Consider the following 13,226-nt stretch of genomic DNA (forward strand, 5'->3'; position numbering starts at 1 on the left):
GGCGATGCCCTCACCAGATGATGACGTCATCTGGTGAGGGCATCCTACGGGTCAGGCGGTCGCGGCCGCCGCCGCGCGGCCCGCCTGGCGGCCGGAGAACAGGCAGCCGCCCAGGAAGGTGCCCTCCAGTGACCGGTAGCCGTGCACCCCGCCTCCGCCGAACCCGGCGACCTCGCCCGCCGCGTACAGGCCGGGCACGGGCGTCCCGGCGGCTGACAGGACGCGTCCCGACAGGTCGGTCTGGAGCCCGCCGAGCGTCTTGCGGGTGAGGATGTTGAGGCGCACCGCGATGAGCGGGCCCTTTTTGGCGTCGAGGAGCTTGTGCACGCCGGCGGTCCGGCTGAGCTGGTCGCCGGGGTAGCGCAGCGCGTTGCGGATGCCCATGACCTGGACGTCCTTGGTGTAGGCGTTGTCCACCTCGCGGTCGCGCGCCTCGATCTGGCGGCGCAGGTCGGCGAGTTTGATGAGGTTCGTCCCGGTGAGCCGGTTCATCCCCGCGACGAGTTCCTCCAGCGTGTCGGCGACGACGAAGTCCGCGCCGTGCCGCATGAAGTTCTTGATCGGCTCGGGGGTCTGCCAGGCCCGCGAGAGCGTCAGCGGGATGTTCTTGTTCGTCAGGTCCGGGTTCTGCTCCGAGCCGGACAGCGCGAACTCCTTGCCGATGATCTCCTCGGTCAGGACGAACCAGGAGTAGTCATACCCGGTCCCCAGAATCCGCTTGAGCGTGGAGATGGTGTCGTAGCCGGGCAGGTCGGGCGCGCCGAACCGGCGGCCCTCGGCGTCGAACCACAGCGACGACGGCCCCGGCAGGATCCGGATCCCGTGGTTCGCCCAGACCGGGTTCCAGTTCCGCAGGCCCTCGGTGTAGTGCCACATCCGGTCCCGGTTGACGACCCTGCCGCCCGCCGCCTCGGTGATGCCGAGCATCCTGCCGTCCACGTGCGCCGGAACGCCCGCCACCATGCGCGCGGGCGGGGCGCCGAGCCAGTCGGGCCAGTTCCGCCGGACCAGGTCGAGGTTCCCGCCGATGCCGCCCGAGGTGACGATGACGACGGGCGCGCGCAGCTCGAAGTCCCCGACGACGGTCCGGGAGCTGGCCACGCCGCGCGGCGCGGCGCTCGGCTCCAGGACCGATCCGCGCACCCCGTCGACCGCGCCGCCGGTGACCGTCAGTTCGTCCACGCGGTGCCGGAACCGGAGCGTCACCCTGCCCTTGGCGACGGCCGCGCGCACCCGCTTCTCGAACGGCTCGACGACGGCGGGGCCCGTCCCCCACGTCACGTGGAAGCGCGGCACGGAGTTGCCGTGGCCGTCGGCGAGGCCGCCGCCGCGCTCGGCCCAGCCGACGAGCGGGAACCAGCGCACGCCCATCCTGTGCAGCCACGACCGCTTCTCGCCCGCCGCGAAGTCGAGGTACGCCTCGGCCCAGCGGTAGCCCCAGTAGTCCTCGCCCGCCGGGTCGTCCACGCCCCGGTCGAAGGCGGCGGCGCCGAGCCAGTCCTGGCGGGCGAGGTCCAGCGAGTCCTTGACGCCCATGAGGCGCTGTTCGTCGGAGTTGACGAAGAACAGGCCGCCGAAGGACCAGAACGCCTGGCCGCCGATGTTGCTTTCGGGTTCCTGGTCGAGGAGGATCACCCGGCGTCCCGCGTCGGCGAGTTCGGCGGTGGCGACGAGCCCCGCGAGCCCCGCGCCGACGACGATGACGTCGGCGTCCGCGGCCCCGCCCGGCGCGCCCGCCGCACGCGCGTTGGACGCGGAGGCCAGCGCCGCGGTGGTGGCCGCGACCGCGCCGCCCGCGAGCGCCTGCCGCCGGGAGAGGGAGACCTCGGAGTCCATGGGAGCCCTTTCGTCGGGTGTGCCGGGGCTCACAGCGAACCAAGGCAACCAAGCGCTCGCTAGTGCGGAGGGGACAACAAACCGATAACAGCGCGGACTCGGGCGAACCCATGAAAGAAAATGGTTATCGAACCCGCTGTCCGACCGTGGCCGACCAGAGAGACGACACAGTGACCGCAGCCGAGCACACCCAGGACCACGCACCGCCGCGCCGACGTGACGACACCCCCGGCGCGTCCGCCCTCTACCTGCTGGTCTCGATCGTCGCGCTGCTCGTCCTCGCGCGTATCCACCTCGCCCCGCACGTCACCCACGCGGGCCTCCAGGCGTGGTCGACCATCTTCGTCGCCATCTGCGTGCAGGCCCTCCCGTTCCTCGTCTTCGGCGTGCTGCTGTCGGCCGCGATAGCCACGTTCGTCCCCGCCGAGACCTGGACGCGGCTCCTCCCCCGCCGCGCGGCCGCCGCCGTGCCCGTCGCGGGGGCGGCGGGCGCGGTGCTGCCGGGCTGTGAGTGCGCGTCGGTGCCCGTCGCGGGCAGCCTCATGGCACGCGGCGTCGCACCCGCCGCCGCGCTGACGTTCCTGCTCGCCGCCCCCGCGATCAACCCGATCGTGCTCGTGGCGACGGCGGTGGCCTTCCCCCGGCAGCCCGAGATGGTCGCCGCGCGGTTCGGCGCGTCCCTCGCCGTCGCGGTGCTCGTCGGCTGGATCTGGGCGTGGTTCGGCAAGGGCGCCTGGATCCGGATCCCTGAGCGGCCCGACCATGACGGAAGCAAGTGGGAGGCGTTCCGGCAGGCGATGCGGCACGACCTGATGCACGCGGGCGGGTTCCTCGTCGTCGGCGGGGCCGCCGCCGCGACGATCAACACCGTGGTGCCGCCGTCGTGGCTGACCGGGCTCGGCGGGATCGGCTGGGCGTCGGTGCTGACGCTGGCGTTCCTCGCCGTCCTGATGTCGCTGTGCTCGGAGGCCGACGCGTTCGTCGCGGCGAGCCTCACCGCGTTCTCCCCGACGGCCAAGCTCACGTTCCTCGTCGTCGGGCCGATGGTCGACCTCAAGCTCATCGCGATGCAGACCGGCATCTTCGGCCGCGCCTTCGTGATGCGCTTCGTCCCGCTCACCTTCGTCCTCGCCGTCGCGGTGAGCGCGCTCGTCGGAGGGCTGTTCCTGTGACCCGGGCCACCCAGAACGTCGTCATGGTCCTGCTCGGCGGGGCCGTCCTGTGGATCACCCTCGTCACCGGCGAGGCGATCAACTACGTGAAGCCGGGCTTCCGGCCGCTGCTCGTCGCGGCCGGTGTCGTCCTCGTGGTGCTGGGCGCGGTCGGGGTGCGCCGGGAGTGGCACGACGACCGGGGCGGCACGGAGGCGGGGCACGCAGGGCACCACCACGGGCACGGCGGCCCGAGGGTGGCGTGGCTGCTGTGCCTGCCGGTCTTCGCGCTCTTCGCCCTCGCCCCGCCCGAACTCGGCGTCTACACCGCCGAGCGGTCCGACCCGCGCATCGCGACCGTGCCGCCGCCGCTGGACGACTCCTACGCGCTGCCCGAAGGCGGGCCCGACCCGCTGCCCATGTCCATCCCCGAGTTCATGGGACGGTCCTTCGAGGCGCAGATCGGCGGCCAGGCCACCCTCACCGGACGGCGCCTGGAGCTGACCGGCTTCGTCACGACGGGCGAGGACGGCCGCTGGTACCTCAACCGCCTCCAGCTCAACTGCTGCGCCGCCGACGCGAGCACCCTGCGCGTCACCGTCTTCGGCGTGCCCAAGCCGCCCAAGGGCCAGTGGGTGGACGTCGTGGGCGTCTGGCGGCCCGCGGGCACCCCGGACGGCACCGGCGTCTACGAGTTCCAGGCGGAGTCGGCCACCAAGACCGGCAAACCCGACAACCCGTACGCCTGAGTCACCTCCGCGCACCCGTCTGTGATGATGGAAGGGTGCCGGAAGGGGACAGCGTATGGCGGGCCGCGAGGACGCTGCGCGCGGTGCTCGCCGGAAGGGAACTGCTGGAAGCCGACCTGCGGGTACCGCGGCTGGCCACGGCCGACCTGTCCGGCCGCGTCGTCCGCGACGTCGTGCCGCGCGGCAAGCACCTGCTCGTCCTCATGGACGGCCTGGTGCTGCACAGCCATCTGCTCATGGACGGCTCCTGGCGCGTCTACCGGCCGGGCCAGCGCTGGACGGGCGGTCCCGGCCACCAGATCCGCGCCGTGCTGCGGACGGAGGCGGGCACGGCGGTCGGGTACCGGGTGCACGAGCTGCGGCTGGTCCGCGACGCCGCCGAGGTCGTCGGGCACCTGGGGCCCGACCTGCTCGGGCCCGACTGGGACGCCGACGCGGCGGTCCGCAACCTCACGGCCGACCCGTCGCGGCCGATCGGCGAGGCGCTGCTGGACCAGCGGAATCTGGCGGGGATAGGCAACATCTACAAGGCGGAGGTCCTGTTCGCCGGGCGGACCCACCCCGACACCCCCGCCGGACGGGCCGACCTGCCCGCCTTGGTGGACCTGGCGCACCGGCTGCTCACCGCCAACCGGGACCGGCCGCGCCGGATCACCACGGGCTCGCCGCGCGACCCCCTCGCCGTCTACGGGCGGGCGCGGCGGCCGTGCCTACGCTGCGGGACGCCGATCCGCGCGGCGGGCCGGGACGACCGGATCACCTACTGGTGTCCGGCGTGCCAGCCGCCGCCTTGACGGACCCGGCGAAGCGGCGCGCGAACGCGAGGTACTGCGGGGTGGTGCCGTCCGGGTCCCAGACGGCCATGGTGACGCGGGCGAACGCGCCGGAGAACGGGCCGTCGAGCAGGTCCGCCCAGATCCCGGCGACCTCCTCGGGGTCGTTGCGGAACACGCCGCAGCCCCACGCGCCCAGCACGAGCGAGGTGTGCCCGTACCCGGCGGCCAGCGCCAGCACCTTGGCGGCGCGGGCCCGCAGCACGTCCGACACGTCGGCGCCGGGGCCGAGGACGCCCCGGTTGGGCGCGGGCGAGGTCAGGAACGCCACGTCGTACGGCTCGGGCAGCAGCGCGCCGGACTCGGCGCGGAACACCGGGACGCCGGGCGAGTAGATCATCCGGTCGGAGTAGCGGGCGTCGCGGGCGGCCCGGTGCGTGTTGTAGAAGTCGGCCTGGAAGCGGCGCAGCGTCGGGTAGAGCGCCGAGGCGCGGGCCAGCGCCTCCTCCTGGGCGTGCGCGCCGCGTAGGAATCCGCCTCCAGGGTTCTTGGCTGACGCGAAGTTCAGGGCGGCGACGCCGGGGCCGAGCCTGCGCGCGGCCTCCAGGGTGGTCTCGCGGGTCACCTCGACGGCGGTGGTGTGCTCTCCGGTGCGCGGCTCCGGGAACTCGTCCGGCTGGTGCAGGCGGGCGGCGGCGACGGCGCGCGCCACGTCCAGCGGGACGGTCGCGCCGTCCACCTCGTAGCGGCCCGCCTCCAGGATCGCGACGGTCTGCTCGGCGATGGCCTTCCGATTCAATCTCATAGTGAGAACATCTCATCGACGCCCGTCCGGGGCAAGCGGTTTTCCCACGCGCTCGGGGCCTCCCGCCGGACGGCGGGAGGCCCACGCGCGCACCGCCGTCAGGCCCGGCGCTTGCGCACCCCGTTGAACTCGAAGTCGTAGATCGTGTCGTTGATCCGCAGGCCGTCCACCGCGCCGACGAACGCGTTGTCGCGGCCCTTCTGGAACTGGACGCTGTAGGTGATCACCGCGTTGGGCAGCGCCGCCTTCAGCTCCGCGAACGTGCACGGGTCGGTCGGTTCGCAGTTGATGGCCGGACCCGTCGGGCCCGTCGCGAACCAGGCGCTGCCGTCCGCCGCCGCGTCATAGCGCTGCCAGACGTTGAGCGCCGGGGTGTCGGGCGCGGACGGGCTCGTGGAGTCCTGCGGCAGGTAGCCGATCGTGGAGTAGTCCACCCCCGTCGTGAGGTTCGGGTCGATCTCGAAGGAGATGCCCGGAAGGGCGGCGCCCGTGGTGTCCATGCCCGTGAAGATGGAGTACTGGAGGGTCCGGATCGAACTGAGCCGGACGCCCGCGTACTCCTTCTCGTTGCCGAACGCCACCTTCTCCGCCGTCAGCACGTCGCCGGGGACCTGCGGGCCCGCCACGATGATGCCGAGGCTGCCCCTGCCGTAGGGCGGGTCCTGCCGTGCCGCGTTCTGCGTGGGACTCGTCCGCCCCCACGGGCCGAACCGCAGGTCGGCGGTCGGCGAGCCGAGCGTGTTGCGCCCGATCACCCCCCACCTGTCGGTGTAGACCCAGTTTCCCTTGTCCGCGTCGCCCTCGGCCGCCACGGCGGCGGTGCCCGGCGCCGCCAACCCGGCCAGAACGGCCACGGTCGCGATCCATGCCAGCCGTCTTCTCACCCTCAACAAAACCCCCCTCGACCGGCCCGCGGGCCGTCTTCACCAGGACTCCGGTCGGTCCGGGCGGTTCATCCCCCCGCCGTTCGCGCGGCAAATCCGCGGCAGGCCATTTGGCCAATTCTTTAGTTGACATTTCGCCCACGGTCCGAACAATCGCCCGGCCCGCGGGTATGCAGTGTCTTCGAACGGGCCGAAGATCAGCACGACCGACGGGGGCACCGAGGCAGATGCACGCCATTCCCGCGCCGAACCGGCGCACCACGCTCTCCGCCTGCCTGCTGGCCGCGCTCGGCCCGCTGGCGGCCCGCCCGGCGGCCGCCGTCCAGCCGCCCGCGCCCGAGGGGCCGCACGTCGCGCTGAGCCCCGCCGAGGCGTGGCGGCGGCTGCGCAAAGGCAACGAGTACTGGGTGGGCGACCGGATGCGCCACCCCGACCAGAGCAGCAGGCACCGGCACGACCTGGAACGGGCCCAGCACCCCTTCGCCGTCGTGGTGACGTGCATCGACTCACGGCTGTCCCCCGAGCTCGTCTTCGACCAGGGCATCGGCGACCTCTTTGTCGTCCGCACCGGCGCGCACACCGTGGACGGCCTGGTCAGCGGATCCATCGAGTACGGGCCGCTGCAGGACGGCACACCACTGATCGTCGTCCTCGGGCACCAGCGGTGCGGCGCGATCCTCGCCGCCGTCCAGGCGCTCGACGCGGGCCGCAGGGCGCCGGGCCACCTCGCCGACGTGGTGGAGGCGCTGCGGCCCGCCGTCACCGCGGCGCGCCGGACGGGCGGCGACCTCGTGGAGGCGGCGGTCCGGCACCAGATCACCCGCACCGTGCGCTCCCTGGACCGCAACCCGGCGCTCAGGCCCCGGATCGACGCGGGCGGGCTCGGCCTCGTCGGCGCCTACTACGAGTTGGGCACGGGCCGCCTCAACGTCCTGCACACGCGCGGCTTCCAGCCCTGACGGTAAGGCGGCGACGGTCAGGGGAGGGTGACGACGGCGCGGCCCTGGAGGGTGCCGTCATGGAGCGCCTTGTAGGCGGCGTCCACCTCGCTGAACGGATAGAGGGTGACGTCGTTGCGGATGTCCCCCGAGGCGGCCAGGGCGAGGACGTCACGGAGGTCCGCCTGGGACGAGCCCTGGAACGTGAACACCTCCGCGTCGTTGGGGAGTGTGCCGAACCAGGGGCCGTCCAGGCCGCCGCCGCCCGCGCCGACCAGGCCGAAGGAGCCGCCGGGCGCGAGCGAGGCGAGGCCGGTGCGCAGCGTCGCGGTCGCGCCCACGAAGTCGAGGACGGCGTCGGCGCCGTGGCCGCCGTCGGTGAGGGCGCGGATCGCGAGGGGCACGTTCTCGGCGTCGCCGGGCAGCGTCTCGTGCGCGCCCAGTTCGGCGGCGCGGGCGAGCTGCGCCGGGTCGGTGTCCACCGCGACGACCCGGGCGTCGGTGAGCCGCCGCAGGAACTGGACCGCGAACCCGCCGAGGCCGCCCACCCCGATGACGACGGCGGTGCCTCCGGCGGGGACGCGCGGAAGCACCCGGCGCACCCCGTGGAAGGACGTGGCGCCCGCGTCGGTGAAGACGCCCGCCGTCACCGGGTCCAGGGCCGGGTCCAGGGGGACGAGGAACCTGGCGTCGTCCACGAGGACGTATTCGGCGAGCCCGCCATCGCGCCCGTAACCACGGCCGTAGGGGCGTTCGGGGCACACGCTGTCGAGGCCGCGCTCGCAGAACCGGCAGACGCCGCAGGAGGCGGGCGAGACCAGGGCGACCGGGTCGCCTTCGGCGTAGCCGCTGACGTCGCTTCCCGTCGCGGCGACGTACCCCGCCGTCTCGTGTCCGAGGGTGAACGGGACCTGCCAGCCGAGCAGCTCGCCGATCTCGCCGGGCAGCTCGATCATGGTGAGGTCGGAGTGGCACAGCCCGCACCCCGCGACCTTCACCAGGACCTCGGACGGGCCGGGTTCGGGCACCGGGACCTCGACCGTCGTGGGCCGCTCCGTCCACGCGCCGATCCGGTAGGCGGCCATCGTCTGTGCCATGGTGTTCCCTCCCGTGCCGATCTTCTCCAGGAGGTCATATCAGTCGCATGCCCAGGTACCTCAACAACGACCCCGGCGGCGTGGGCCGCCACCGGCTGTTCGGAGCTGGCCGAAAGCCCAGAAACTCTCCTAGAGTGACTGATCCTGTGAATTCTGCAACATTGGCTGCTCGAAGTGATTTAATCATCACTCATCGTTGCCGATCGGTACATGTCCGGTCGGTCTCCCCCCGAGGACCGCGCGGACCGACAGGGTCGGCCCCGGGGCGGCGGACGGCGCTTCGGAGCGCGCCGCGCCGTCGCGGGCGCGCGGTCGCGAACACGCCAGGAGTTGACTCATGCAGGTTTCCAGGTTCCTGCGCGCGCTGATGCTGGGCGTCGTGCCCGCGCTCGCGCTGGCGCTGCCGGGCTCGGCGCTGAAGGACCGAACCACCCCCGCACCGGCCGACAAGCACAGAGTGCCCGCGCCGCTCGGCACCCCCCACCACGTCGGCTTCGCCGTCGCCGACGCCGCCGCCGCCGTCAAGCGGCTGCGGGCGGGCACCGGCAACCGGTTCACGCCGGTGCGCGTGTCCCGGCCCGTCGTCACCGTGCCGGGGGCGGGAACGGGACGGGTCGAGATCCGCAGGGCGCGGTCGCTGCGCGGCGCCCCGCACATCGAGCTCATCGAGTCCGCGGCGCCGGGCCCATGGCGGGCTGCCGCCGACCGGGCACGGCCGTTCCTGTCCTACACCGTCCGCGACGTGGACCAGGCGGGCGGACGGCTTACGTACGCGGGCCTCCGCAAGGTCGCCTCCAGCGACGCGTTCTCCTTCTGGGAGGGCGTCGGCGGCGTCCTCGTCCAGCTCATCGAGGACGGCGCCGCGCCATGGGGCGACGACGGCCGTCCGTCCGGGCTCGACCTCGGCCGCGTCCGCAACCTCTCGATCCTCCCGTGCGCCCCCCGCGCGGTGAAGGACCAGCTGACGGCCCTGTCCGGGATCACCTGGACCCCTGCCGTCTCCTACGACATGCCGTGGACGCTCGGCGACGGCACGACCGTCACCGTGCACGAGACCGTCCAGCTCGGCACCGCGCTCGACCCGTACGTCAGCATCGTGACCCAGGCCCCGGCGCTGCCCGGAAACGCCTGCTCCGACGGCCGGACCCCGTTCTATCCGGTGTTCCTCACCGCCGACGTCACCGCCGCGTCGGCGCAGCTCCGGAAGGCGGGCTTCACCCGGCTCGCCGCGTCGTACCCGCTCGTCGGGCTCTACCGCGCGGTCGGCATCTCCGTCGAGGTGGCGCACGTCAGCTTCCTCCCGGCCTAGCGCGCACACGGCTCCGGCGCCCCCGTGACGTCAAGGGGGCGTCGGAGCCCATCACCTCACGCCGAGACGGTCGAGACGTCCTTCTTCCCCTTCTGGTCCTTGCGCACCCCGAGGGCGACCGCGATGACGGAAGCCCCGATCAGCGTGATCAGGCCGTTGACGACGAACGCGGTGTGCAGGCCGGTCAGCATCGACGCGGACGCCGTCGCGATGGCCGACATGATCGGGATGCCCGCCGTCAGCGAGACCTGCTGGGTCATGGTGGCCAGGCCCGTCGCGAGGCCCTGGTCGCTGTCGGGCACACCGGAGGTCGCGGTGCCGAAGAACGCGACGATGCCGAGCGCGTGTCCGAACGCGCCGAGCGTGGCGAACACGAGGGTGAGCACGAGCCCCGTCGTCCGTGTGTCGCCGAGTGTGACGAGGGCGAGCGCGAACGCCCCCTGGAGGGCGAGGCCGGTGACGAGCCCGCCGGTCAGCCCCACCCGGGCGATGAGCCGTGGCGCGACGATCCCGCCCAGGAACGCGCCGGCGCCGGTGACGCCGAAGACCAGTCCGGTCGCGAACGCCGACAGGTCGAGCACCTCCTGGAGGTAGATCGTCAGCAGGAAGATCACCGACGACTCCATCGCGAACACCAGGAGCCCTCCGGCGTTGCCCCACCGGACCGTGGGGCGGCCCAGCACGCGCGGCGAAGCCAGCGGCGCGGCCGCCCGCCGCTCGATCAGCGCGAAGGCGGCGAGCAGCACCACGCCGACGGCGATCGCCCACCGCTCGACCGTGATCCCGTAGATCAGGGCGAGGAGTCCGAGGCTGACGGTGAGCGCGCCCGGCACGTCCAGGCGGGGCCGCTGCGGGTCGCGGCTCTCCGGCAGCAGCAGCGGGCCGAGCACCAGCACCGCGACGGCGATCGGCACGTTCACCAGGAACGCCCAGCGCCAGCTCAGCGCGTCGGTGAGGATCCCGCCGAACAGCGCGCCCGCGGTGAACCCGGCCGACATCAGCGCCCCGTTGAGGCCGAGCGCCCGGTTCCGCAGCGGCCCCTCCGGGAACGTCACCATGAGCAGCGCGAGCGCGGCGGGCGTCGCGACGGCGGCGGAGACGCCCTGCACGACACGTCCGGCCAGCAGCGTCCCGGGGTTCTGCGCGAACCCGCCGATCAGCGACCCGACGGCGAGCAGCACCATGCCCGCGAGGAACACCCGGCGGCGGCCCAGCAGGTCGGCGACCCGGCCCGACAGCAGCGTCAGGCCGGCCGCGGGCAGCGCGAACGCCGTCGCGATCCACTGGAGGTCGTCGAGCCGGAACCCGAGCCCGGAACCGATGACGGGCATCGCCACGTTCAGGATCGAGAAGTCGATGGCGAGCATGAACTGCACGCCGAGCAGCACGATGAGCACGGTCCGTTGCCGTGTGGTCAGAGGAGTCACGCGGACCAGCCTGCGCGGGTCGCGCGCGCGTACCCAGAGCCCCGCGGGGCGCACCACACGGGTTCCTACCACCGCGAGGGTCAGGCTCGCGGCGCCGTCCGGGGGACACAATGGACGGCATGGAACAGCTCGGGGATTTCCTGAAGTCGCGGCGCGCCCGCATCACCCCGGAAGAGGCGGGTCTGGTCAACTACGGGGGCCGACGAAGGGTGCCCGGTTTGCGCCGTGAGGAGCTGGCGCAGCTCGCCGGGGTCAGCATCGCCTACCTGACCCGGCTGGAGCAGGGCCACTCGCAGAACGCGTCGGACGCGGTGCTCGACGCGCTGTCGTCGGCGCTGCGCCTGGACGAGGGCGAGCGCGACCACCTGTTCAACCTCGCCAAGGCCGGGCGTCGCCGCAAGCGCCGCCGCAAGTGCGAGCAGGCGTCCCCTATGGTGCGGCGGCTCATCGACGCGATGGCCGACATCCCCGTCGTCGTGCTGGGCGGCCGTACCGACGTGCTCGCGTGGAACACGCTCGGGCACGCGTTCTTCGCCGGGCACCTCGACCCGGAAAGCCCCTACCGGCCCGACGAGCGGCCGCACATGGCCCGGCTGATCTTCCTGGACCCGCACACCCGCGACCTGTACGCCGACGGCTGGGAGGGCAAGGCGCGCGAGTGCGTCCGGTCGCTGCGGTACGCGGCGGGCCGCGACGGCGACGACCCGGCGCTCGCGTCGCTCATCGGCGAGCTGTCGGTGCACAGCGCGGAGTTCACCCGGCTGTGGGCGGCCCACGAGGTCAGGGACTGCGGCGGGGTCGAGCGCGTCTACCGGCATCCGCTCGTCGGCGAGGTCACCCTGGCCCAGGAGGTCGCCGCGCTCGACACCGTCGCGGTGGAGCGGCTCGCGCTGTACCACGCGGAGCCCGGATCCCCCTCGGCGGCGGCGCTGAGCCTGCTCAGGCAGCTCGCCGAGGGCGGCGGCAGGGCCCGGGAAGGCGCCGGGCCCCACTCGCGTCAGCGCACGGTGTAGCTGGTAGGCAGCGAGGCGAAGCCCCGGTTGTTGGACGAGCCGACGCGCGCCGCGTTCGCGTCGTCGATCTCGTAGTCGGCGATCACCGAGCTGAGGGTCTGCAGCGCGATCCGCGTCTCCAGCCTGCCGAGGATCGAGCCCATGCAGTGGTGGCGGCCGTGGCCGAACGCCAGCGAGCCCGACGTGTCACGGCCCAGGACGAACGCGTCGGCGTCCTCGAAGACGGCGGGGTCGTGGTTGGCGGCGCCGACCATGAGCAGGATCCGGGACTCGGCGGGGATCGTCACCCCGCGCACCTCCACCTCGGTGGTGGTGGTGCGGGCGATGGTCTGCGACGGCGGGTCGTAGCGCAGCGCCTCCTCCACCCAGTCGTCGATCCGGCCGCCGAGCGCGAGCGCCTTCTGGTCGGGGTGCGACCAGGCGGCGTGCCAGGCGTTGCCGAGCAGCAGCATGGTCGTCTCGATGCCCGCGCCGACCAGGAGGATGAGGATGGAGACGACCTCCTCGGGGGTGAGCCTGTCGTCGCCCTCGGCCGCGTCGAGCAGGCCGGACAGCAGGTCGTCCTTGCGGATCTTGGCCCGGTCGATGGTCAGCTCGGTGTAGTAGCCGACGAGCGCGCCGACCGCCGCCATCGCGGACGGGGGCAGGTCGCGGACGGGCCCGCCGTCGGGCTCCCGGTACATGATGGCCATGCCGAGCTCGCGGATGCGGTCCCTGTCCTCCTCGGGGACGCCGACGAGCTCGGAGATGACGTCGGTGGGGAAGCCTCCGGCGAAGTGCATCAGGTCGAAGGTGTCGCCCGAAAGCAGCGGCTCAAGGTGGGCCCTGGCGATCTCGCGGAGGCGCGGTTCGAGCGCCTGCACGCGCTTGTTGGTGAACGCGCTCTGCACGAGGGACCGCAGGCGGGTGTGCCGGGGCGGGTCCATCGCGACGAACGAGAAGATCTGCTCGGCCTGCGGCCCCCAGAACGCGGGCTCCAGGCGCAGCCCGTTCTTGCTGGAGTACCGCTCGGAGTCCTTCAGCGCGGCGACGACGTCGGCGTGCAGGGACAGCGCGTAGAAGTCGTCCTCGTCGTTGCGGTAGACGGGCGCCTCCTCGCGCAGCCGCTTGTACACCGGGTACGGGTCGTTCTGGATGGCGAAGTCGAACGGGCTGTAGTGCAGGTCCATACGCGTGCCTTCTGGGACGAGGGGTGGTCGAATGCCGGGTGTCATGACGATCATGTACCAATCCACCGGAAATTA

At 72.9% G+C, this 13,226-nt stretch carries 12 protein-coding genes; 6 read left to right on the plus strand and 6 right to left on the minus strand.

Annotation, left to right across the window (positions count from 1 at the left end; translation table 11 throughout):
- Window positions 1–51: 51 nt before the first annotated feature.
- On the minus strand, window positions 52–1,836 hold the full coding sequence (locus LO762_RS11840; protein WP_230614649.1) for an FAD-binding dehydrogenase: 1,785 nt from the start codon (window positions 1,834–1,836) through the stop codon (window positions 52–54).
- A 110-nt stretch (window positions 1,837–1,946) separates the two neighbouring features.
- Between LO762_RS11840 and LO762_RS11845 the strand changes: the two genes are divergently transcribed.
- Genes LO762_RS11845 through LO762_RS11855 form a run of 3 tightly spaced genes read left to right on the plus strand, consistent with a single transcriptional unit; the run spans window position 1,947 to window position 4,530 of the window.
- Window positions 1,947–3,008 carry a permease gene (locus tag LO762_RS11845; RefSeq protein ID WP_374201549.1) on the plus strand — a complete coding sequence of 354 codons (1,062 nt, stop codon included), beginning with the start codon at window positions 1,947–1,949 and terminating at the stop codon, window positions 3,006–3,008.
- Complete coding sequence (locus LO762_RS11850; RefSeq protein ID WP_230614650.1) at window positions 3,005–3,736, plus strand: TIGR03943 family protein; 732 nt, start codon at window positions 3,005–3,007, stop codon at window positions 3,734–3,736. The genes LO762_RS11845 and LO762_RS11850 overlap by 4 nt, the downstream gene beginning before the upstream one ends.
- A gap of 35 nt (window positions 3,737–3,771) precedes the next feature.
- Window positions 3,772–4,530 carry an Fpg/Nei family DNA glycosylase gene (locus tag LO762_RS11855; protein WP_230614651.1) on the plus strand — a complete coding sequence of 253 codons (759 nt, stop codon included), beginning with the start codon at window positions 3,772–3,774 and terminating at the stop codon, window positions 4,528–4,530.
- Here LO762_RS11855 and LO762_RS11860 read toward each other — a convergent pair.
- Together LO762_RS11860 and LO762_RS11865 are read right to left on the minus strand one after the other, a co-directional pair.
- Window positions 4,493–5,314 (minus strand): TIGR02452 family protein, encoded by an 822-nt coding sequence (locus LO762_RS11860; protein WP_230614652.1) that lies wholly within the window; start codon window positions 5,312–5,314, stop codon window positions 4,493–4,495. The two genes, LO762_RS11855 and LO762_RS11860, sit on opposite strands and share 38 nt — an antisense overlap.
- Before the next feature lie 98 nt (window positions 5,315–5,412).
- Window positions 5,413–6,168, minus strand: a complete 756-nt coding sequence (locus tag LO762_RS11865; RefSeq protein WP_230614653.1) for a hypothetical protein — start codon at window positions 6,166–6,168, stop codon at window positions 5,413–5,415.
- 257 nt (window positions 6,169–6,425) lie between these two features.
- On the opposite strand from LO762_RS11865, the gene LO762_RS11870 reads away from it, so the two are divergent.
- Window positions 6,426–7,157 (plus strand): carbonic anhydrase, encoded by a 732-nt coding sequence (locus LO762_RS11870; RefSeq protein WP_230614654.1) that lies wholly within the window; start codon window positions 6,426–6,428, stop codon window positions 7,155–7,157.
- A gap of 17 nt (window positions 7,158–7,174) precedes the next feature.
- Here LO762_RS11870 and LO762_RS11875 read toward each other — a convergent pair whose 3' ends face one another.
- Window positions 7,175–8,233, minus strand: coding sequence for an alcohol dehydrogenase catalytic domain-containing protein (locus tag LO762_RS11875; protein WP_230614655.1), 1,059 nt, complete (start codon window positions 8,231–8,233; stop codon window positions 7,175–7,177).
- A gap of 337 nt (window positions 8,234–8,570) precedes the next feature.
- On the opposite strand from LO762_RS11875, the gene LO762_RS11880 reads away from it, so the two are divergent.
- Window positions 8,571–9,542: a VOC family protein gene (locus tag LO762_RS11880; protein WP_230614656.1), complete on the plus strand. Its 972-nt coding sequence runs from the start codon at window positions 8,571–8,573 to the stop codon at window positions 9,540–9,542.
- Window positions 9,543–9,598: 56 nt separating this feature from the next.
- On the opposite strand, the gene LO762_RS11885 is transcribed toward LO762_RS11880, so the two are convergent.
- Complete coding sequence (locus LO762_RS11885) at window positions 9,599–10,969, minus strand: MFS transporter (RefSeq protein WP_230614657.1); 1,371 nt, start codon at window positions 10,967–10,969, stop codon at window positions 9,599–9,601.
- Window positions 10,970–11,088: 119 nt separating this feature from the next.
- On the opposite strand from LO762_RS11885, the gene LO762_RS11890 reads away from it, so the two are divergent.
- A complete protein-coding gene (locus LO762_RS11890) occupies window positions 11,089–11,982 on the plus strand; it encodes a helix-turn-helix transcriptional regulator (protein ID WP_230614658.1) in 894 nt (297 codons plus the stop codon).
- On the opposite strand, the gene LO762_RS11895 is transcribed toward LO762_RS11890, so the two are convergent.
- Window positions 11,967–13,151: a cytochrome P450 gene (locus tag LO762_RS11895; RefSeq protein WP_230614659.1), complete on the minus strand. Its 1,185-nt coding sequence runs from the start codon at window positions 13,149–13,151 to the stop codon at window positions 11,967–11,969. The genes LO762_RS11890 and LO762_RS11895 overlap by 16 nt on opposite strands.
- Window positions 13,152–13,226 lie beyond the last annotated feature (75 nt).

Origin of the sequence: Actinocorallia sp. API 0066, assembly GCF_020991275.1 — a bacterium.
In the GTDB taxonomy this organism is placed as follows: Bacteria; Actinomycetota; Actinomycetes; order Streptosporangiales; family Streptosporangiaceae; genus Actinocorallia.